20 protein-coding genes are annotated in these 19400 nt (G+C 65.4%); 3 read left to right on the top strand and 17 right to left on the bottom strand.

Translation table 11 applies throughout. The features are described 5' to 3' along the window. Window positions 1-15 precede the first annotated feature (15 nt). Complete coding sequence (locus ACQR1E_RS13400; protein ID WP_409977953.1) at window positions 16-831, bottom strand: lytic murein transglycosylase; 816 nt, start codon at window positions 829-831, stop codon at window positions 16-18. On the opposite strand from ACQR1E_RS13400, the gene ACQR1E_RS13395 reads away from it, so the two are divergent. Together ACQR1E_RS13395 and ACQR1E_RS13390 are read left to right on the top strand one after the other, a co-directional pair. Next, window positions 800-1012, top strand: coding sequence for a hypothetical protein (locus tag ACQR1E_RS13395; RefSeq protein WP_434897259.1), 213 nt, complete (start codon window positions 800-802; stop codon window positions 1010-1012). The two genes, ACQR1E_RS13400 and ACQR1E_RS13395, sit on opposite strands and share 32 nt — an antisense overlap. Window positions 1013-1444: 432 nt before the next feature. Further along, on the top strand, window positions 1445-2032 hold the full coding sequence (locus tag ACQR1E_RS13390) for a PepSY domain-containing protein (protein ID WP_315714344.1): 588 nt from the start codon (window positions 1445-1447) through the stop codon (window positions 2030-2032). A 9-nt stretch (window positions 2033-2041) separates the two neighbouring features. Here the strand turns inward: ACQR1E_RS13390 and ACQR1E_RS13385 are convergent, their stop codons facing one another. The 9 genes from ACQR1E_RS13385 to ACQR1E_RS13345 all read right to left on the bottom strand — a co-directional run bounded on the left by ACQR1E_RS13385 (window position 2042) and on the right by ACQR1E_RS13345 (window position 11822). Further along, entirely contained in the window at window positions 2042-2734 is a 693-nt protein-coding gene (locus ACQR1E_RS13385; protein WP_315714343.1) for a TetR/AcrR family transcriptional regulator, read from the bottom strand. 148 nt (window positions 2735-2882) lie between these two features. Then, the gene (locus tag ACQR1E_RS13380) at window positions 2883-3605 is read right to left on the bottom strand and encodes an HAD-IA family hydrolase (protein WP_315714342.1); all 723 of its coding nucleotides are present in this window, start codon (window positions 3603-3605) and stop codon (window positions 2883-2885) included. Further along, window positions 3602-4546 carry a CbbX protein gene (gene cbbX, locus ACQR1E_RS13375; RefSeq protein WP_316192035.1) on the bottom strand — a complete coding sequence of 315 codons (945 nt, stop codon included), beginning with the start codon at window positions 4544-4546 and terminating at the stop codon, window positions 3602-3604. Before cbbX ends, ACQR1E_RS13380 begins: the two co-directional genes overlap by 4 nt. A 170-nt stretch (window positions 4547-4716) precedes the next feature. Then, window positions 4717-5133 (bottom strand): ribulose bisphosphate carboxylase small subunit, encoded by a 417-nt coding sequence (locus ACQR1E_RS13370; RefSeq protein ID WP_315714341.1) that lies wholly within the window; start codon window positions 5131-5133, stop codon window positions 4717-4719. A 75-nt stretch (window positions 5134-5208) separates the two neighbouring features. After that, complete coding sequence (locus ACQR1E_RS13365) at window positions 5209-6669, bottom strand: form I ribulose bisphosphate carboxylase large subunit (RefSeq protein WP_316186773.1); 1461 nt, start codon at window positions 6667-6669, stop codon at window positions 5209-5211. Between the two features lie 35 nt (window positions 6670-6704). Further along, a complete protein-coding gene (gene fba / locus ACQR1E_RS13360; protein WP_434842805.1) occupies window positions 6705-7787 on the bottom strand; it encodes a class II fructose-bisphosphate aldolase in 1083 nt (360 codons plus the stop codon). A 44-nt stretch (window positions 7788-7831) separates the two neighbouring features. Continuing rightward, window positions 7832-9859, bottom strand: coding sequence for a transketolase (gene tkt / locus ACQR1E_RS13355; RefSeq protein WP_434897153.1), 2028 nt, complete (start codon window positions 9857-9859; stop codon window positions 7832-7834). Next, window positions 9856-10731, bottom strand: a complete 876-nt coding sequence (locus tag ACQR1E_RS13350) for a phosphoribulokinase (RefSeq protein ID WP_315714337.1) — start codon at window positions 10729-10731, stop codon at window positions 9856-9858. Before ACQR1E_RS13350 ends, tkt begins: the two co-directional genes overlap by 4 nt. A gap of 35 nt (window positions 10732-10766) precedes the next feature. Continuing rightward, window positions 10767-11822: a class 1 fructose-bisphosphatase gene (locus tag ACQR1E_RS13345; protein WP_315714336.1), complete on the bottom strand. Its 1056-nt coding sequence runs from the start codon at window positions 11820-11822 to the stop codon at window positions 10767-10769. A gap of 146 nt (window positions 11823-11968) precedes the next feature. Between ACQR1E_RS13345 and ACQR1E_RS13340 the strand changes: the two genes are divergently transcribed. After that, window positions 11969-12889, top strand: coding sequence for a LysR family transcriptional regulator (locus tag ACQR1E_RS13340; RefSeq protein ID WP_315714335.1), 921 nt, complete (start codon window positions 11969-11971; stop codon window positions 12887-12889). Window positions 12890-12937: 48 nt separating this feature from the next. Here the strand turns inward: ACQR1E_RS13340 and bchJ are convergent, their stop codons facing one another. From bchJ to puhC, 7 genes are all read right to left on the bottom strand, one after another. Continuing rightward, complete coding sequence (bchJ, locus tag ACQR1E_RS13335; protein WP_434897152.1) at window positions 12938-13603, bottom strand: bacteriochlorophyll 4-vinyl reductase; 666 nt, start codon at window positions 13601-13603, stop codon at window positions 12938-12940. Window position 13604: 1 nt separating this feature from the next. Next, window positions 13605-15209, bottom strand: a complete 1605-nt coding sequence (gene bchE / locus ACQR1E_RS13330; protein WP_434897151.1) for a magnesium-protoporphyrin IX monomethyl ester anaerobic oxidative cyclase — start codon at window positions 15207-15209, stop codon at window positions 13605-13607. 94 nt (window positions 15210-15303) lie between these two features. Next, on the bottom strand, window positions 15304-16515 hold the full coding sequence (hemA, locus tag ACQR1E_RS13325) for a 5-aminolevulinate synthase (RefSeq protein WP_434862864.1): 1212 nt from the start codon (window positions 16513-16515) through the stop codon (window positions 15304-15306). Further along, window positions 16512-17555, bottom strand: coding sequence for a putative photosynthetic complex assembly protein PuhE (puhE, locus tag ACQR1E_RS13320; protein ID WP_316169204.1), 1044 nt, complete (start codon window positions 17553-17555; stop codon window positions 16512-16514). The genes hemA and puhE overlap by 4 nt, the downstream gene beginning before the upstream one ends. A 13-nt stretch (window positions 17556-17568) precedes the next feature. Continuing rightward, window positions 17569-18630, bottom strand: coding sequence for a magnesium-protoporphyrin IX monomethyl ester (oxidative) cyclase (gene acsF, locus ACQR1E_RS13315; protein ID WP_316169205.1), 1062 nt, complete (start codon window positions 18628-18630; stop codon window positions 17569-17571). Beyond that, complete coding sequence (locus ACQR1E_RS13310; protein WP_315714327.1) at window positions 18627-18932, bottom strand: hypothetical protein; 306 nt, start codon at window positions 18930-18932, stop codon at window positions 18627-18629. Before ACQR1E_RS13310 ends, acsF begins: the two co-directional genes overlap by 4 nt. Continuing rightward, window positions 18929-19396, bottom strand: coding sequence for a photosynthetic complex assembly protein PuhC (gene puhC, locus ACQR1E_RS13305; RefSeq protein WP_316169206.1), 468 nt, complete (start codon window positions 19394-19396; stop codon window positions 18929-18931). Before puhC ends, ACQR1E_RS13310 begins: the two co-directional genes overlap by 4 nt. Window positions 19397-19400 lie beyond the last annotated feature (4 nt).

Here is a 19400-nt window from a genome sequence, read left to right as displayed (position 1 = left end):
TCAGTCGCGGGCCCGTCAGCGCGCCGCGGCCGAGCCGCCGCCGTCGATCTGGCGGCCCATCAGCGCGATCGCCTTCTGATAGACGCCGGCGGCGTTCCAGGCCTCGATGGCGGCGAAGTTCGGCTCGCCCGGCTGATAGCCGGCGCCTGCCTTCCAGCCGTTGGCGCGCAGGAAGTTCGCGGTCGAGGCCAGCGCGTTGGCGGCGACGTCGAGATTGCCGACGCCGTAAGCGAGGATGTTCTTCGGCATGAATTGCGTCTGCCCGACCTCGCCATGCATCGAGCCGCGGGTGTTGCCCGAGAGCACGCCGCGGTCGATCAGCTTGAGCGCGGCATAGAGCTGGTCGGTGAAGAACTCCGGACGGCGGCAGTCATAGGCGAGCGTCGCGATCGACGACAGCATGTGCTGATTGCCGCGCTGGCTGCCGAACGCGCTCTCCATGCCCCAGATCGCGATCAGCGGTCCGGGCGGCACGCCGTAACGCTGCTCGATCGAGGCGAACATCGCCGCCTGCGACTGCTTGAGCTGGCGGCCGCGCGCGACGATCGCAGCAGCCCCGCGCTTGGCGAGGAACTGATCGAGCGACAGCGAGAAGCTGCGCTGGCCGCGATCGGCGGCGATCGTCGCGGAGGCGTAGTTGGTCTGCATCAGCGCGGCGATCGCGGCGCCGCCGACGCCCTTCGCCCGCGCCTCCTCGCTGAATTCGCGCTTCCACGCCTCGAACCCCGCCGGCGACGAACCGCACTGCGCCGCTTGCGCAACGCCGCCGCAGGCTGCGAGCAGCGTCGCGACGGTGAACGTGAAGGTGATCATGGCCCGGCGCTTAATCATTCAGACTCCTCTGGTCGCGTCCGCCGATGCGGCCTGCATCGTGACCCCTATCGGGACATCGGACGCCGCTGCGCGGCAATATCGGCCGCTCCCGGTTGAAACGGCGACAACCTATCGGAAATGGAAGAAAATCATAGCCGGCGGCGTATTAGCCGCAGATGAACGCGCCGAGCAGCCGTGATTGCGCAGCCGCCCATCGACATGCGTGGCCGTACGGGTTCCAAGGATGCAGCTCCCGCAATCGTGATCAGCGCCATCTACATCATCATAAACGGCGGACGTCCACCGACTTCCAGCCGGTCGAAAACAGCGCCAAGGCGATCGCGATCCGCTCGCTGGGCATGAAGAGCAAACGCGAGATCCAGAGCTATCTCCCGCCACCTTATCAGTTCGCCAGGCACAATGGCTTGGCCTTCAACATGACGGCGATCGCCCCTCCATCCCCGAGGGCCACGGCGTCGGCTTCGACACCGACTACATGACGCCGCCGGTACCGTAACCTTGACATATACGCTGCCCTTAATTATAAAACGATACAGTTTCGTTTTACCACAACCGTTTTCCGAGGGAATGCTCTACAAGCACCGACCGAGATCGGAGACAGCAGGCCGTCATGAAACGAATCATTCTGTTGACCTTGATCCTGCTGTCATGGGCGCCCCTGGCGCACGCGGTCGCCGGGACCGGCTCCGGCATGCAGACCGAGAGGGATCCGTCAGCCTCCACCGATCCGGCACTGAGCCAGGAGACGATCGATCGCGAGCTCGACAAGTTCCGGCGGACGGAGGTGTCACTGCACCAGGCGCTGCGGATCGCCGAAAGGATTCATCCGGGCTCCAAGACCGCGGACATCAGCTTCGAGGGTGGGCTCGACGCGCCCGTCTACAAGGTCCGAACCCTGCAGAGCGGACGGATCTGGGAATCCGACATCGACGGCACCACGGCGAAGGTGCGCAACAGCGTGCTGTTCTCCACCGTGGATGGACTGAGCGAAAGCGATCGTAACAGCCTGGCTGCCCTCACCACGGTCCGGCTCAAGATGTCGGATGCGATTCGGATCGCCGAGCGCTCGGCGGCCGGCCGGGCGATCAGTGGCGGCCTGATGAACAAGGACGGCAAGCTCGCCTTCGTCGTGGTCGTCGTCAGCGGCAACGATCTCAAGCAGGTGACGCTCGAACCGTCATCGCTCCGGCGACGCTGATCGCGCTGCTCAGACCTTCGGCTGCAGCGCCAGGAACGTCTTGACCCGGTCACGGACGAAGCCGGGCAGCTCCCTGCGGATCGTCCTTTCGCTCTCGCCCATGAGCGAGCGCATGATCACCGGCATGACGATCAGATCGATGAAGATCTCGGCAGAAACGGCCGACGCCTTCGACGGCGTCCGGCGAGCGGTCGTGGCCGAGGCGCCGATCGTCTCGCCGAGCAGCACCGCCACAGCATGGGTGGCCCGCTTGCGCGAGACGTCATGAAACTGACAACTGAGATCGGGAAACCGGTAAGCCTCCCCGATCGTGACCCGTAACAATCCCAGCGAGTCCTTCAGCGCGCGATCGACGATGGCGATGGCCAGTCCAACCAGCTTTTCCTGTGCGGTGCCGGCCACCGGCGTGTAGGACCCGAGATTCATCACGTCGTTGATGGAGCGCGCGACGACGGCGGCAAACAAGGCGGCCTTGCCGGTGTATCGGGCATAAATCGTCGGCTTGCTGGCGGGGGCGCGCTCGGCGATCTCGTCGATGCTGGCGCCGTCAAAGCCGCGCTCGAGAAACACCGCGCGCGCAGCGTCCAGAATACGTTCCTCGATATTTCCAGCCAGCGCCTTCGGCGGCCGTCCCACCCGCCCGCGAAACGCTTCCGTGCGTGCAACGTCCGTACGTTTCAATTTGGCCTGCGTGCGGGCCATACTCAACGACCTCGACTCGACATGAAGATATGTCGTCAAGGGATTACACGTTCTTGTCGAGACGGCAATAGAACAACCACGCCACGCGGCTATGCGCATGGTGGCGTACATAATCGGCAACGCATCAGCACAAACACCTCAAAATACCTCAGGTAACAAGCTCCCCGAGATCGTCGAACACGGCAAGCGCACCGTCGAACGCGTCGTCATGAAAGTAGAGGCTGCGCGTGATCAGCACGGGAACGCCGGCGCGGGTCGCAGCCATCAACCCGTTACCGGAGTCCTCGATCGCGATGCAACTGGCCGCGGGTAGATCGAGCTGCGACAAGACCTCCAGGTAGACATCGGGCGCAGGCTTCTTGCGCACGACATCGTCGGCCGCCACGACGGCGGCAAATCCTGCCTCCCAGTTCGCGCCCAGCGCGGGCGCCAACAGGGCATCGATATTGGCGCGCGTGGTGGTCGTCGCGATCGCGAGCCGCTGCCCGCGGGCCGAGGCAGCCTCCAGTAATGCTTGAACGCCCGGGCGCAACGGGCAGCCCTTGTCGGCCATCAGCGCGGCAAACCGCTCCGTCTTGATGCGATGAAGCCGGGCAACGACGGCGTCGCTGAGCGGCGGACCCGTGCGCCGCATCTGGTCGAACGCACGGACGCGCTCCTTGCCACCGGTGACACGCAGCAGCTCCTTGTAGATGCGGCGGCCCCAGTGCCAGTCGATGCCCACCGCGACGAACGCCTCGTTGAAGGCCTCGCGATGGATCTCCTCGGTCTCGGCCATCGTGCCGTCGACGTCGAAGATCAGTGCGCCGGCGTCGGCGATGCGGCGCCGGAGGTCGTCGAGCGGCGCGTTCCTCACCAGAGCCAGACTCATGATTGCACCTCCACCCTGCCGTCCCCCGCGTCGGCCCCCTTGGCGAACACGCGGCTTGCCAGCACGTCGCTGGCTTCGATCGACATCACGTCATCGGACGTCAGCACGCGGTCGAGCCGCGACACCAGCCGGTTGGCCTGGCGCAGGCGGATCCGATCCAGCGCGTTGCGGATCGAGCGCGCGTTGGAGAACATGGGCTGAGTGCGCCGGACGGCGATGTATCTTTCGAAAGCGGCGCGGGCCTCCGGCGTGAAGCGATAATTCTGCCCTTCCAGCATCATCTCGGAGATCGTCAGCAGCTCGGCCTCCGAATAGTCGGGGAAGTCGATGTGATGGGCGATGCGCGAGCGGAAGCCGGGATTGCTCTGGAAGAACTTCTCCATCCGGTCGGCATAGCCGGCAAGAATGACCACGAGGTCCTCGCGCTGCGACTCCATGATCTGCAGCAGGATCTCGATCGACTCCTGGCCGTAATCGCGCTCGTTCTCGGGACGGTAGAGATAATAGGCCTCGTCGATGAACAGGACGCCCCCCATCGCCTTCTTCAGCACCTCCTTGGTCTTCGGCGCGGTGTGGCCGATATACTGGCCGACGAGGTCGTCGCGGGTGACGCTGATGACGTGGCCGCGGCGCACGAAGCCGAGCCGGTGCAGGATGCCGGCCATGCGCAGCGCGACAGTGGTCTTGCCGGTGCCGGGATTGCCGGTGAACGACATGTGCAGGGTCGGAAACGTCGTCGCCAGCCCCATCTTGCGGCGGATCCGCTCCATCATCAGCAGCGACGCGATCTCGCGGATTCGCGTCTTGACCGGGGTGAGCCCGACCAGCTCGCGGTCGAGCTGCTCCAGCACCGGCGCAATATCGACGCTCTCGAACTCGCGGCGCAGGTCGACGGTGTCGACCGGCGTCGCCTCGGTGGTGTCCGTCTGCGTGGCCTGCATCATCGACTGGTGCTCCGTTCTGGACGTTCGCATCAGATCGCCGTGCGTTCGATTGCGAACCTGGCAACAACGAAGCAACGGCAAATACAAGGTGATATGGCCGCTCCGGGCGGAGATCCCTGCCACGCCGCAGACCCGCAGACGCAGCAGCGACCTCCGCCCGCCAGGGATCAGTAACGCTGGCCTTCCGGGCGCTCGGCCGCGTAGGACCGCGTCGAATAACGCTGATTGCGCCCGACGGTTTCCTGCCGGTCGAGCCGGAAGCCCGGCTCGTTCTGCGGCCGGTTGACGATGAAGGACAACCGGGTCGATTCCCAGCCATGGCTGGAATCGAAGGCCGAGATGCGGATGTAGCGGTCGCCGTAGATCTTCCGGCACTCGGTCAGCTCGCGCATGATGCCGGCAGCGTCACGCAGGTCGAACATCGGCAGGCCCCACATCTCCCAATAGGTGTTGCGGGGATGCGGATCGTCGGTGAACTCGATGTTCACGGCCCAATTCTTCTCGAGGCAATACTGGATCTGAGCGGAGATCTGCTCGTCGGTCAGATCGGGCAGGAAAGAAAAGCAACCCTGGGTCACGCGCATGTTGATGTCTCCTGATATCGCTGAAACGGGCGAGCCGGTGTCCGGCTCGCATCGCGGCGTCGCATCGAACGATTGTTAGGCGGCAGGCGTCACTGTCGGGACGAAGTCCGGCGAATCGGTCGATTCGTAGTTGAAGGTGACGTCCTTCCAGATCTCCAGCGCCTCGCGCAGCGGCGTGCAGGTCTGTGCCGCCTTGGCCAGGATCTCCGGACCTTCATGCACGTAGTCGCGGCCCTCATTGCGGGCGAGGATCATCGCTTCCAGCGCGACGCGGTTGGCGGTCGCACCGGCGGCGATGCCGCGCGGATGGCCGATCGTGCCGCCGCCGAACTGCAGCACGACGTCCTCGCCGAGCAGGTCGAGCAACTGGTGCATCTGGCCGGCATGGATGCCGCCGGAGGCCACCGGCATCAGCTTGTTCAGGCTGGCCCAGTTCTGGTCGAAGAACACGCCATGCTCCAGCCGCATCGGATTGAAGTCCTCGCGGCAGATGTCGTAATAGCCGCGCGTGGTGTTCGGATCGCCTTCGAGCTTGCCGACCACGGTGCCGGCATGGATGTGGTCGACCCCGGCGAGCCTCATCCATTTGGCGATGACGCGGAACGACACGCCGTGCGCGCGCTGCCGCGTGTAGGTCGAGTGACCGGCGCGATGCAGATGCAGGATCATGTCGTTCCGGCGCGCCCACTTCGCCATCGACTGGATCGCGGTGTAGCCGATCACGAGGTCGATCATGACAACGCATGACCCGAGCTCCTTGGCGAACTCGGCGCGCTCATACATGTCCTCCATCGTCGCCGCGGTGACGTTGAGGTAGGTGCCCTTGATCTCGCCGGTCGCCGCCTGCGCCTTGTTGACCGCCTCCATGCAGTACAGAAAGCGCTCGCGCCAATGCATGAACGGCTGCGAGTTGATGTTCTCGTCGTCCTTGGTGAAGTCGAGCCCGCCCTTCAGCGCCTCGTAGACGACGCGTCCGTAGTTGCGGCCGGACAGGCCGAGCTTCGGCTTGACGGTGGCGCCCAGCAGCGGCCGGCCGAACTTGTCGAGCCGCTCGCGCTCGACGACGATGCCGGTCGCCGGCCCCTGGAACGTCTTCACATAGGCAACCGGCAGCCGCATGTCCTCCAGCCGCAGCGCCTTCAGCGGCTTGAAGCCGAACACATTGCCGATGATCGAGGCCGTCAGGTTGGAGATCGAGCCCGGCTCGAACAGATCGAGGTCATAGGCGATATAGGCGAAGTAGCTGCCGGGCGAGCCCGGCACCGGCTCGACGCGGTAGCATTTGGCGCGATACTTCTCGGCCGCCGTCAGCCGGTCGGTCCACACCACGGTCCAGGTCGCCGTCGAGGATTCGCCGGCGACCGCGGCGCAGGCCTCGGTCGGATCGACACCGTCCTGCGGCGTGACGCGGAACAGCGCGATGACGTCGGTGTCCTTGGGCTGATAGGACGGCTCCCAATAGCCCATCTTCTTGTATTCCATCACGCCGGACTTGTAGCGATCCTTGCCGCGCACCGTGATCGATTGGTCGTTCATGTGTTCCTCCTGAATGTTCGTTATGGCCGTGGATGTCAGGCAGCTTCAGTCATTCCCCCAATTCGTGGATCGAGCGCGCCGGAGCGATAGCGCTTGGCCATCTCCGACAGCGGCAGCACCTTGATCCTGGATGCATTGCCGGCGGCGCCGAACTGCTCGAACCGCTCGCGGCAGAGCTCCCGCATCGAATCCATCGCGGGCTTCAGGAACTTGCGCGGATCGAACTCGCTCTTCGACGACGCGCCGACCTTGCGGAAGATGGCGGTCATTGCCAGCCGGCAGTCGGTGTCGATGTTGACCTTGCGCACGCCGTGACGGATGCCGCGCACGATCTCCTCGACCGGGACGCCCCAGGTCTGCGGCATCTCGCCGCCGAACTGGTTGAACATGTCCTGCAGGCTCTGCGGCACCGAGGACGAGCCGTGCATGACGAGATGCGTATTCGGCAGCCGGCGATGGATCTCCTCGATCACGTTCATGGCGAGAATCTCGCCGTCCGGCTTGCGCGAGAACTTGTAGGCGCCGTGCGAGGTGCCCATCGCGATCGCCAGCGCATCGACCTTGGTCGCGCGGACGAAGTCGACCGCCTGCTCCGGATCGGTCAGCAGCTGCTCGCGGCTGACCTTGCCTTCGAGGCCATGGCCATCCTCCTGCTCGCCGCCACCATGCTCGAGCGAGCCGAGCACGCCGAGCTCGCCTTCGACCGAGGCGCCGACCCAGTGCGCCATGTCGGTAACGCGGCGGGTGATGTCGACGTTGTAGTCGTAGTCGGCCGCGGTCTTGGCATCGGCCCTGAGCGAGCCGTCCATCATCACGGACGTAAAGCCGTACTTGATCGCGGTCGCGCAGGTCGCCTCGTCGTTGCCGTGGTCCTGGTGAAGGCAGAGCGGGATCTGCGGATACATCTCCTCCAGCGCGTCGATCATCTTGGACAGCATGATGTCGCCGGCATAGGAGCGCGCGCCGCGCGAGGCCTGGATGATCACGGGGGCATCGACCGCCGCGGCCGCCTCCATGATCGCCAGCCCCTGCTCCATGTTGTTGATGTTGAACGCCGGCACGCCGTAGCCGCGCTCGGCCGCATGGTCCAGCAATTGTCTGAGCGTGATCCGCGCCATGTTGGTCTCCGTCCCTGGTTCGATGTTCTGTTTGGTGGCGCGGCTCAGGAAGCCCGCGCCCGGATGATGTTGCGCATCGCCGCATCGGCCACCGCCGCAGGCGTGATGCCGAATTCGCGGTACAGCACCTCGGCCGGCGCCGAGGCGCCGAAGCCGTGCATGCCGACGAACTCGCCGGCATCGCCGAGCCAGCGCGTCCAGTCGCCCTCGATCGCGGCCTCCACGCCGATGCGCGGCACGTGGCCGAGCACCGCGGCGCGATACTCTGCCGATTGCTTGCGAAACAACTCGAAGCACGGCGCCGACACCACCGCCGCCTGGACGCCCTCGGCCGCCAGCAGCTTGGCCGCCTCCAGCGCGATCGCCACCTCCGAGCCGGTCGCAATCAAAGTTACGTCACGACCGGCCTCGGGCTCGATGACCACGTAAGCGCCGAGCGCGACCTTGTTGTGATCCGATGCCTCGGTGCGGAAGGCCGGCAGGGCTTGCCGAGACAGGCACAGCACCGACGGCGAGGTCTCCGCGCGCAGCGCGCAGTCCCACGCTTCCGCCGTCTCGACGGCGTCGGCCGGGCGGAATACCAGGAGGTTCGGAATGGCGCGCAGGCTCGCGACATGCTCGACCGGCTGATGCGTCGGGCCGTCCTCGCCGAGGCCGATGGAATCGTGCGTCATCACGTGAATGACGCGGATGCCCATCAGCGCGGCCAGCCGAATCGCCGGCCGGCTGTAGTCGGCGAACGCGAGGAAGGTGCCGCCATAGGGAATGAAACCGCCATGCAGCGCGATGCCGTTCATGGCCGCAGCCATCGCGTGTTCGCGCACACCATAGTGGACGTAGTTGCCATCCATTGCGGCCGGCGTAACGGATTTGTGCGTCTTTGCCTTGGTCAGGTTGGAATGAGTCAGGTCCGCCGAGCCGCCGAGCAGATTTGGCAGCACTGTCGCAATGACATCGATGACGTTCTGCGAGGCCTGGCGGGTAGCGATCTTCGGCCGCTCGGCCGTGAGCTGCGCGATGAACTGCGCCATGCGCTCGGTATAGGCGGCCGGCAGCTTCTTGTTCAGCGCGTCATGGCACGGCGATCGGTCCGCGGTGCACAGCTTGCGCGCACGCTCCTTCCAGGCCTGGCGCACGCTGCGGCCGCGCGCGCCGATCTCGCGCCAGCTCACCAACACATCGGCTGGCACCTCGAACGGACGGTGCGGCCAGTGCAGTGCCGCGCGGGTCTTCTCGACCTCCTCCGGCCCGAGCGGCGCGCCATGCGCCTTCTCCGAGCCCTGCCGTCCGGGTGAGCCGAAGCCGATCGTCGTCCGGCACGCAATCATGCTCGGGCGGTTGCTCTGCCGCGCCGCCGCGATAGCAGCCTCGATGGCTTCGGGATCATGGCCGTCAATGCGGGACGTCGCCCAGCCCGACGCCGCGAAGCGTGCGAGCTGATCGTCGGAGCAGGCAAGACCCGTCGAGCCGTCGATCGAGATTCCGTTGTCGTCGAACAGCACGATCAAGCGATTCAGCTTGAGATGGCCCGCGAGCGAGATCGCCTCGTGGCTGATGCCCTCCATCAGGCAGCCGTCGCCGGCGATCACATAGGTGTAGTGGTCGACCAGATCGTCGCCATAGCGCGCGTTCATCAGGCGCTCGGCGAGCGCCATGCCGACCGCCGTCGCGATGCCCTGCCCGAGCGGACCGGTGGTGGTCTCCACACCAGGCGTGTGGCCATACTCAGGATGCCCCGGCGTCTTGGCGCCCCATTGCCGAAACCGCTTCAGCTCATCGATCGTGACGGCCTCGTAGCCAGTCAGATGCAGCAGCGCATAGAGCAGCATCGAGCCGTGTCCGGCCGACAGCACGAAACGGTCGCGATCGGGCCAGGCCGGATCGGCGGGATCGAATTTCATGAAGCGTGAGAAAAGGACGGTTGCCACGTCGGCCATGCCCATCGGCATGCCCGGATGACCCGATTTCGCCTTTTCGACGGCGTCGATGGCCAGGAAGCGGATGGCATTCGCCATCTCGGCATGGCTGGGATCGGCTTTCGGAGCCAGCGTTTGCACGGCGGTGGCGGTCATAGCGTGCGCCTCTTTCGGTCCATCAGTTGCATGATCATGGGGGTGAGAATGAGCTGCATCGCGAGATCGAGCTTGGCGCCGTGGATCACGATCGAATTGGCGCGCGACATGAAGCTCTGCGGAATCATCGAGAGCAGATAGGGGAAGTCGATGCCGCGCGGGTTCTTCAGCCGGATCACGACCATCGATTCATCGGGCGTCGGGATCCAGCGGGCGACGAACGGGTTCGAGGTGTCGACCGTCGGCACGCGCTGGAAGTTGATGTCGGTCTCGGAGAACTGCGGGATGATGTAGTTCACGTAGTCCGGCATGCGGCGCAGGATCGTGTCGGTGACCGCTTCGGTGGTGTAGCCGCGCGACGCGCGGTCGCGGTGCAGCTTCTGGATCCACTCCAGGTTCATCACTGGAACAACGCCGATCTTCAGATCGGCGTGCTGCGCGATGTTGACCTTGTCCGTGACAACGGCGCCGTGCAGGCCTTCGTAGAACAGCAGATCGGAGTCCTCCGGCAGCCGGCTCCACTCGGTGAAGTTGCCGGGCCTTGTGTCGTAAAGCCGCGCCTCCTCCTCATCGTGGACGTAGTGGCGCGTCATGCCGGTGCCGGTCTCGGAATAGTCGCGAAAGGTCTTCTCGAGCTCCTCGAACAGATTGGTGTCGGGGCTGAAATGGCTGAAGTGCTTATTGCCGATCTCGGCCTCCTCGACCATCTTGCGGCGCATCTCCTCGCGATTGTAGCGATGGAAGGCGTCGCCCTCGATATAGGCCGCCTTGACGTTCTCGCGGCGGAAGATGTTCTCGAAGGTCTTCTTGACGGACGTGGTGCCGGCGCCCGACGAGCCGGTGATCGAGATGATGGGATGACGACGTGACATGAACTTTCTCCGGAAGGCGCGTTCGACAGGCGGGCTCAGCGGAACAGGCCGCGCCGCGCGAACAGGGGCGCATCGCTGGTTTCGAACAGCGGCTCGATGCCCTCATGCAGCTGGTCGACGTCGCGGACAAGGCGGACGTCGCCCATGATCAGCGGCGCACGCTGATGCGGCGAGCGCGCCGACAGTTCGAGGATGCGCGAACGGCCGCTCGAGGCCGAGCCGCCAGCCCATTCCATGATCAGCGCCATCGGATGCGCTTCGTAGACCAGCCGCAGCCGGCCCTCGCGATAGCCGGGGCGGGAGTCGGCCGGATAGAGGAACACGCCGCCGCGCATCAGGATACGATAGGCCTCGGCGACCAGAGAGGCGATCCAGCGCATGTTGAAGTCGCGGCCGCGCGGGCCGGCCGCGCCCGACAGGCATTCGTCGACATAGTTGCGCACGGTCCCGCTCCAGTGCCGGCGGTTCGACGCGTTGATGGCGAACTCCGGCGTATCCTGCGGGATGCGGATGCCAGACTTGGCGAGCATGAACTCGTGCAAGGTCGGATGCAGGACGTAGAGATCGACGCGATGGTCGATCGCGAGCACCAGGCAGGTCTGTGGTCCATAGACAAAGAAGCCGGCGGCAAGCTGTGCCGTGCCGGGCTCGAAGAAGCTGGAGAGCACGTCGCGGCCCCGCGGGCGGATCGAGAAGATGGTGCCGACGGAGATGTTGTTCTGCAGGTTCGACGAGCCGTCGAGCGGGTCGATCGCCACGCAAAGTGGGGCAGCAGCATTGACCGTTTCCGGCCGGTCGACCTCCTCGGACAGGATGCCAGCGACCGGAGCCCGGCGCAGCGCATCCCGCATCAGATTGTCGGCGACGATGTCGAGCGCCTTCTGGACGTCGCCGTCGGCGTTCACGGTGGCGGCGCCTTCGTCGACGCCAGACAGCGGTGCGACCGCGATCTGCCGCGCGAGTTCGCGCGCCGCCCCGGCCAGAGCCTCGATGACCGCGGCGCAATCGGCGTCGGCACCCTGCGCCGCCAGATGTGCCTGCAATGTCTGATGTTGATCCATTTGGTGATTCATGGGCCACTCCCTCGCCATCAGCTCCTCTGCCGGGAACTTGATGAAGCCGCACGAATGCGTCGTGCCGCGCTGCTATCAACACTCGATTTGCCTAATTAGGGAAATTTCATTATCTTTGGATAGACCAAAGTTTTCCTTATACTGGCGATCTCATCGAGGGTTCCATGAGCCGGCACTTCTCTCGCGATCTCACCATCCGCCAGCTTCGGGCGCTGGCTGCCGTGCAAAACTCGGGGTCGGTGACGTCTGCGGCCGGCCGTTTGAACCTCACTCAGCCTGCCGTGACCCTGCAGATTCGCAATCTTCAGGAGCTCGCCGGGCTGCCGCTGATCCAGCGCACCACCGACGGCATGATCCTGACCGAGGCCGGCCGCAGCGTCCTGGCACTCGCCGAGCGCGTCGAAGCCGCGCTGCAGGACTGCGAGCAGGCGCTCGACATTCTGGCGGGACGCAGCGGCGGCCGCGTGGCGATCGGCGCGGTCAGCACCGCGAAATATTTCGTGCCGTTTGCGATCGCGGAATTTTCGCGGCGCTTCCCCAAGATCGACGTCACCTTGCGGATCGGCAATCGCGACAGCCTGCGCGAGGCGCTGCGCGGCTATGATCTCGACATCGCCATCATGGGCCGGCCACCGGCCGACGTTCCCGTGGATATGCGGCCGTTCGGAAAGCACCCGCACATCATCATCGCCCCAGCCAACCACCGGCTGGCGCGCCGCAAGCGGATCGCGGCCGAGGATCTCGCCGGCGAGGTGTTCATCACCCGGGAGCCGGGATCGGGCACCCGGCTGCTGATGGAGACATTCTTCGAGAAGCATGGTCTGAAGCCGAAGACCAGCATGGAGATGGACAGCAACGAGACCATCAAGCAGGCCGTGATCGCCGGCCTCGGCATCGCCTTCATCTCGCAGCACACCGTCGCCCATGAGCTCAGCGAGGGGCGGCTGGTGACGTTGAAGGTCGCGGGATTGCCGATCATCCGCCAGTGGCACGCGGTGCGGCGCGCCGACAAGCTGCTGCTGCCGCCGGCGCAGGCGATGCTGGACTTCTTCGGCAAGGAAGGAGCGCGGTTTCTGCCGAGCTGAGCGCGACAACCGATGCCATTGCGGTGTCACGTCTCGCATGGCGCCGTCTCACCAGCCGATCTCGAACCGGCAGGCCTCGTCACCCCAGGCTTCGCAGGCAATCTCGCGCGCATGGGCGTCGGGATGCACGAGCCTTGCGAACAGCGTCTCGAACGTCCCAGCGTAGAAGTCGCAGATGGCGTGATCGCCGTGATGGCCGCGGCACAGCGGACAATGGCTGATCTGGTAGATGGTGGGCCGACCTGGGCGTGCGGTGAAGGTGCCGGTCCCGGCAAACGTCCAGGCATGCGCGGATATCGCCCGCGTCAGCACGCCGCTCGCGAGCCGGGCCGGCAGCAGCCGGAGCACGCGCTGCGCCGCGGAGGGGATGCGATGCGCGAGCAGATAGGCCGCCGTCAGCCGCCCTGCCCTGGTGCTGACGGCGCGCGCAGCATCGTCGTCGAGCTCGGTCCGAAGCGCACGATGGAGCCGCGTGACCTCGGCTTCGTCGACCATCGCCGCCGGAGGCGTCGCGAGATAGGTGTCGAGCCGCGCGGCCGCGAAGACGCGGCGCGCCGCCTCCTCGCCGTGCAGCAGACGCAAGGCCTCCGCGGTCTGGATGATCGCGTTGGGACCGATGCGGCCGGCGATGTGGCCTTCAGCAACGCCGTCCTGATGGTCAGGCGCGGCGTCAGCGCGCGGCAGCGGAACGTGCCGGGCGCACGTGCCGTGCATCTCAATGCACCCGCGTCTCGGTCTCGTCGCTCATCTGCTCGGCACCGCCGCCACAGGCCATCACCTGGGCCTGCTGCGGTCCGCTCAGCTTGCGATTATGGCTCGTCTTCCATTCGACCTTGCCGGGATCGGCGCGCCTGCGCGACGTATCGAAGCCGAAATCGACCTTGCCCTTGGACTGCGGCCCCCAGTAGTTGACGCGGCCAAGATCGTAGAATTTCCGCTCGAAGCCCGACTTCAGGAACGCCTTGAGGCAGCCGAGCAGATAGCGCCGCCGCGCGCCGGAACCGGCCCACGGATAGGAGAACAGCGCCTTGTGCATGTAGAAGCGCCGGTAGTTGTTCATGACGCCGTCGAGCAGCTCGCCGCGCTCCATCGCGTCCGGCTTCATGATCGGGGTGACGAAATTGTACTTCTCGTAGTCGAAGATCTCGACCTTGTCGCCGAGGTCGCGGAACAGATCGGAGAACGGCCAGGGCGTGTACATCGCCCAATTGGCGAGGTCCGGCTTCCAGTCGCGCGCCATCTGGTAGGTCTCTTCCAGCGTCTCGCGGGTCTCGTTCTCGAGGCCAACGATGAACTGGGCCTCGACGACGATGCCGGCGCCGCGCAAGAGCTGGATCGCCTTCTTGTTCTGCGCGACCGTGGTCTCCTTGTTGAAGCGGTCGAGCTTCATCTGCGCCGCGGCTTCCGTCCCCAGCGAGACGTGGATCAGGCCGGCCTTGCGGTACAGCGGCAGCAGCGCCTCGTCGCGCAGGATGTCGGTGACGCGGGTGTTGATGCCCCAGAGGATCTTGAGGTCGCGGCGGATCAGCTCCTGGCAGAAGGCTATGAACTTCTTCTTGTTGATGGTCGGCTCCTCGTCGGCGAGGATGAAGAAGCCGACATCGTGCTCGCGCATCAATGTCTCGATCTCATCGACCACCTTCTTCGGGTCGCGGATGCGATAGTCGCGCCAGAATTTCCATTGCGAGCAGAAGCTGCAGGTGAACGGGCAGCCGCGCGCCATGTTGGGGATGGCGACGCGCTTGTTCATCGGGATGTAGATGTACTTGCTCCATTCGAGCACGCTCCAATCCGGCGTGATCGCATCGAGGTTCTTCACCGTCGGCGCCGCCACCGTCGCCACGACCTCGCTGCCGTCGCGATAGGCGATGCCCTTGATGCTGCGGCGGTCCGTCGCCCAGCGGCCGTCCTCGCGGGCGCGCATCAGGTCGACGATGATCTCCTCGCCCTCGCCGCGCACGATGGCGTCGATCCACGGCGCCTCGGTCAGCACCTGCTGATACATGAAGGTGGCGTGGATGCCGCCGAGCACGGTCAGTGCGTCCGGGTGCTCCTCCCGAGCGATCTCCAGAAGACGCTCGGCCTTGTAGATGGAGGGCGTGATCGCGGTGCACCCGATCACGTCAGGCTTTTCGCTGCGCAGGATGGCGCGGACCTGATCCTCGGAGAGATCGTTGGTCATCGCGTCGATGAAGCGGAGGTCGGTGAAGCCGGCCGCCTTCAGCGCGCCGGAGATATAGGCCGCCCAGGCGGGTGGCCAGTTGCCGGCGATCTCGGCGCCGCCGGAGTGATAATTCGGATGCAGCAACAAGATCCGCACAGCGTCCTCCCCGACTATCAATTTGTCCATATATCTTAACGTTAAGACATATTGACAATTTGATCTGGCTCAAACGCCGCGCGAAAGCGTCACCTCATGCCGCTTGTGCGAGACCCATCTCGGCCCAGATCTCCGAGAGTGCCGCAACGAGATGCTCGATATCCGCATCGGAATGATAGGGCGACGGCGTGATGCGCAGCCGTTCGGTGCCGCGCGGCACCGTCGGATAGTTGATCGGCTGCACATAGATGCCATAGCGCTCGAGCAGGATGTCGCTGATCCGCTTGCACAGCACAGGATCCCGCACCATCACCGGCACGATATGGCTGGGATTGTCGAGATGGCTGACGCCGGCCTCGTCGAGCCGGCGACGCAGCCGAGCGACGCGGTCCTGGTGCCGGGCGCGCTCGGCATTGCTGGCCTTCAGATGCCGGATGCTGGTCAGCGCCCCCGCCGCCACCGCCGGCGGCAGCGAGCTGGAGAAGATGAAGCCGGAGGCAAAGCTGCGGACGAAGTCGCAGACCGTGTTGGAGGCCGTGATATAGCCGCCGATCACGCCGAACGCCTTGGCCAGGGTACCCTCGATCACGGTCAGGCGATCGGCCACGCCGTCGCGCTCCGAGATGCCGCCGCCGCGCGGACCGTACAGGCCGACGGCGTGGACCTCGTCGAGATAGGTCATGGCGTTGAACTCGTCGGCGACGTCGCAGATGTCCGAGATCGGCGAGATGTCGCCGTCCATCGAATAGACGCTCTCGAACGCGATCAGCTTCGGCGCCTTGGGATCGAGATCCGACAGCTTGTCGTGGAGATCGGCGACGTCGTTGTGGCGCCAGATCCGGGTGTCGCAGCGGCTGTGGCGGATGCCCTCGATCATCGAGGCGTGGTTGAGCTCGTCGGACAGGATCACGCAGCCGGGCATGCGCGAAGCCAAGGTCGACAGCGACGTCCAGTTCGAGACATAGCCGGAGTTGAACAAGAGCGCAGCCTGCTTGCCGTGGAGATCGGCGAGCTCCTCCTCCAGCAGGACATGATAGTGGTTGGTGCCGCTGATGTTGCGGGTGCCGCCGGCGCCGGCACCGCAGCGGTCGAGCGCCTCGTGCATCACCTCCAGAACCTTGGGGTGCTGGCCCATGCCGAGATAGTCGTTGGAACACCACACCGCGACATCGCGCTCGCCATGGGGGCCACGATAGGTCGCACGCGGGAAGGCGCCGGCCTTGCGCTCGAGGTCGGCGAACACGCGATAGCGTCCTTCGCGCCTGAGACCGTCGAGCTGGCGGCGGAAATAGTCTTCGTAGTTCATGGTACTCCCCCCTGTGCTGTCGTGTTCGGATCGACCGGCGGCGTGACCGGCACCGCGGCCAGTCCGGTGATGGTTTGCGCCTGCGCGTCAGCGCGGGCCTGGCGATAGGCTTGGCGGAATTGCTCTTCGAGCCGCTGCCGTGCTGCGGCTGCTGCATTCTTCTGAACAGAGACGGGACGCTCGGCCTGCGGCGCAGGAGAGACTACCGCGAGCACCGGCCGGACCAAAGGCGTCGCGGGCACTGGTGCGGGAGCGGCAGCCACGACCGCCATCGCAGGCACGGCAGGCTCGACTGGCGCGCTCCAGCGCCACAGATTGATCACCGGCATCGGCAGCGCCATGAAGCCATGCTCGAGCAGGCCGAGCGCGATCAACGATGCGAGCAGTGACAGCGCGACGCCGTCGAACGATGACGTTGCGCCGATCGCGGCAGCGGCGACCATCACGGTCGCGGTGGTCGCCGCGGCAATCGAGAACGGGAACAACGGGTTGGTGGACTTCTTTGCAAAATAGCTGCGCATGAAGCGGACCTGCTGCGGCAGCAGCTCGTCGTTCAGGGTGCGCACGCCAAGGAACAAATTGATCTTCGCGCTCTGCCTGAGCACCAGCAGCGCGGCGAAGGTCCACCAGCTGAGACGGTTGGGCGCGCCCGATGTCACCGCGAAGACGAGGCCCGCGGTCGCGATCAGCGCCAACTCGTGATAGGCGATCGCCTGCAGCGCGAAACCGACGCGCGAGGCCGGTGTGCAGTCCCGCGGGCACGACTCGGGCCGCGGGCCGGTGATCCAGCCGGCGAGCAGCGACATCTCGACCGTGCCCCACAGGAGAATGGCGCAGGTGAAGGCGCAATAGGCGTTGGCATCCTCCGCCGCCTGGCTCGACACCGCGACGCCCGACAGGGCCGCGACGAACGCCGCGGCCGTGCCCCATTTGAACGCGGCCGGATGGCGGGCGGCGAGCCCGACCAGCGCCAGCACGGCGCCGGTCGAGAACCACCAGACGAACACGACGTAGGGAATGGCAATCGCGGTCGCGCCCATGGCCGGCTCCTTGTCACCAGGCGGGTTGCAGCCTGATCTCCCGTGGCAGCTCGTTGCTCTTGGCCGGCAGCATGTACAGCCGGCCGAAGGTCAGCGCCGCCTTGAGCGGCAGCACGGCGCGCTTCAGCGTGCCCATGATGCCCCCCTGTGCCTTGGCATCGGCAATCGCCTCCGACACCTGGCGCAGCTGCTTCAAGCCGGCCCAGAAGCGCGGATTATCGATGTCCAGCATGACCGGGAAGACCTGACGCGAGATCTCCGAGGTGATCCGGAACACGCGCATGTCGTACTCGTCCACCGGCATGCCGAGCGCCTCGTAGAAGGCGGGGCGCATGTGGTCGCGGACATGCATCGTCGCGAACACCGCGAGCAGGAAGAACTTGATCCACAGCTTGTTGAGGCCGCTGAGCAGCTTCGGATCGGCGCGCATGAGAAGCGCGAACGCCTCGCCGTGCCGGAACTCGTCGTTGCACCACCGCTCGAACCACTTGAAGATCGGGTGGAACTGGCGCTCCGGATGCCGCTCCATCTGGCGATAGATGGTGATGTAGCGGGCGTAGCCGATCTTCTCGGACAGATAGGTCGCGTAGAAGATGAACTTCGGCTTGAAGTAGGTGTACTTCTTCGTCTTGGTGAGGAAGCTGAGGTCGACGCCGATGCCGTGATCCTTGAGGATCTCGTTGATGAAGCCGGCATGGCGCGCCTCGTCGCGGCTCATGAACTGGAACAGCTCGCGGATATCGGGATTGGTGATCCGCTTCTTGATCTCGGCATAGAGCACGCAGCCGGAGAACTCGGCGGTCAAGGACGACACCAGGAAGTCCTTGAACTCCATGCGAAGCGCCTCGGGCAGCTCGTTCAGATCCTTCTCGAATTCCGGCGTGCGCACGAAGTGCTTGCGGTTGTGGTCGGCGCGCAGCTCGGCCATGACCGCATCCCATTCGCGGCGCACCAGGTCGACGTTGAGCCGGTCCATCGCCGCAAAGTCGGTGGTGTAGAAGCGCGGCGTGAGGATCGTGTCCTCCAATGCCATCTTGGTGGAGATGTTGCCGCTTCCGCCTTCCATCGCGATCATCTGACCCTCCCGTCCGAAAAGCTGACGTCGTACAATTCCGTGAGCTCGAGATAGCCCGCGACATGCATCATCAGGCGCTTCAAGGGACCTGCCCGCACCACCGTGGCGGTGCGGCGCAGGTTGAGCTGCTCGCCGAACTTCACCACGATCGGCGCGCCCTGGATCAGCACTTCGTCGCCCGGACGAATGTTGACGTCGCGGTCGAGCGTGACATGGGCATGCAAGGTCTCGGAGGTCTGCTCGATCTCGATGCTGCAGCCGATGTCGAAGCGGCGCGGCCCGGCGGCCCATAATCCTCTCATCGCGGCTCTCCCATCGCCATCAATCCCGTGAACCGGCGCATGTTGTCGGCGCCGAACGGCGCGAGATCGATCCGCCGGCCGGTGGCGGGATCGTCCAGTGTCAGATGGCCGTCGGACCAGCGGTTGATCGTGAACGCCGGGCCCGATCCGATCGCGTGACGCTGGCGGTCGAAGGCCATGCTGCGCAGCACGGTGCGCAGGAAGCCATCGCCGCCGGCCTCGACCACGGTCACGAGCTTGCCGCTGTCGGGCGACACCACCGCAATGCCGCCATCGGCACGGTCCTCGAACCGCAGCGCCGTCGACTGCACCGCCGTGACGTGGTCGTTGCGCACCGTGCCGATACCCGTGACCCGGCCGACGCCGGCCGCGAGCAGGGCAAAGGCGACCAGGGCGAAGGCCGCGCGGAGCGCGCCCCTCGGAATGATGATCTCGGCTTCGGCATGGCTATCGGCGTTGCTCATCGCG

It is taken from the genome of Bradyrhizobium sp. HKCCYLRH1030 (assembly GCF_051168395.1).
Taxonomy (GTDB): domain Bacteria; phylum Pseudomonadota; class Alphaproteobacteria; order Rhizobiales; family Xanthobacteraceae; genus Bradyrhizobium.
This window is presented reverse-complemented; position numbering and strand designations above follow the sequence as displayed.

Bases quoted from the DNA above. Each gene is read 5' to 3' on its own strand.
- tkt (WP_434897153.1), bottom strand. From the start codon at position 9,859: ATGACCGCCACCGCCGTGCAAACGCTGGCTCCGAAAGCCGATCCCAGC.
- fba (WP_434842805.1), bottom strand. From the start codon at position 7,787: ATGGCGCGGATCACGCTCAGACAATTGCTGGACCATGCGGCCGAGCGC.
- ACQR1E_RS13340 (WP_315714335.1), top strand. From the start codon at position 11,969: ATGAGCCGGCACTTCTCTCGCGATCTCACCATCCGCCAGCTTCGGGCG.
- ACQR1E_RS13385 (WP_315714343.1), bottom strand. From the start codon at position 2,734: ATGGCCCGCACGCAGGCCAAATTGAAACGTACGGACGTTGCACGCACG.
- ACQR1E_RS13365 (WP_316186773.1), bottom strand. From the start codon at position 6,669: ATGAACGACCAATCGATCACGGTGCGCGGCAAGGATCGCTACAAGTCC.
- hemA (WP_434862864.1), bottom strand. From the start codon at position 16,515: ATGAACTACGAAGACTATTTCCGCCGCCAGCTCGACGGTCTCAGGCGC.
- puhE (WP_316169204.1), bottom strand. From the start codon at position 17,555: ATGGGCGCGACCGCGATTGCCATTCCCTACGTCGTGTTCGTCTGGTGG.
- ACQR1E_RS13380 (WP_315714342.1), bottom strand. From the start codon at position 3,605: ATGAGTCTGGCTCTGGTGAGGAACGCGCCGCTCGACGACCTCCGGCGC.
- cbbX (WP_316192035.1), bottom strand. From the start codon at position 4,546: ATGCAGGCCACGCAGACGGACACCACCGAGGCGACGCCGGTCGACACC.
- ACQR1E_RS13345 (WP_315714336.1), bottom strand. From the start codon at position 11,822: ATGGCGAGGGAGTGGCCCATGAATCACCAAATGGATCAACATCAGACA.
- bchJ (WP_434897152.1), bottom strand. From the start codon at position 13,603: ATGCACGGCACGTGCGCCCGGCACGTTCCGCTGCCGCGCGCTGACGCC.
- ACQR1E_RS13400 (WP_409977953.1), bottom strand. From the start codon at position 831: ATGATTAAGCGCCGGGCCATGATCACCTTCACGTTCACCGTCGCGACG.
- ACQR1E_RS13370 (WP_315714341.1), bottom strand. From the start codon at position 5,133: ATGCGCGTGACCCAGGGTTGCTTTTCTTTCCTGCCCGATCTGACCGAC.
- acsF (WP_316169205.1), bottom strand. From the start codon at position 18,630: ATGATCGCGATGGAAGGCGGAAGCGGCAACATCTCCACCAAGATGGCA.
- ACQR1E_RS13310 (WP_315714327.1), bottom strand. From the start codon at position 18,932: ATGAGAGGATTATGGGCCGCCGGGCCGCGCCGCTTCGACATCGGCTGC.
- ACQR1E_RS13350 (WP_315714337.1), bottom strand. From the start codon at position 10,731: ATGTCACGTCGTCATCCCATCATCTCGATCACCGGCTCGTCGGGCGCC.
- puhC (WP_316169206.1), bottom strand. From the start codon at position 19,396: ATGAGCAACGCCGATAGCCATGCCGAAGCCGAGATCATCATTCCGAGG.
- ACQR1E_RS13390 (WP_315714344.1), top strand. From the start codon at position 1,445: ATGAAACGAATCATTCTGTTGACCTTGATCCTGCTGTCATGGGCGCCC.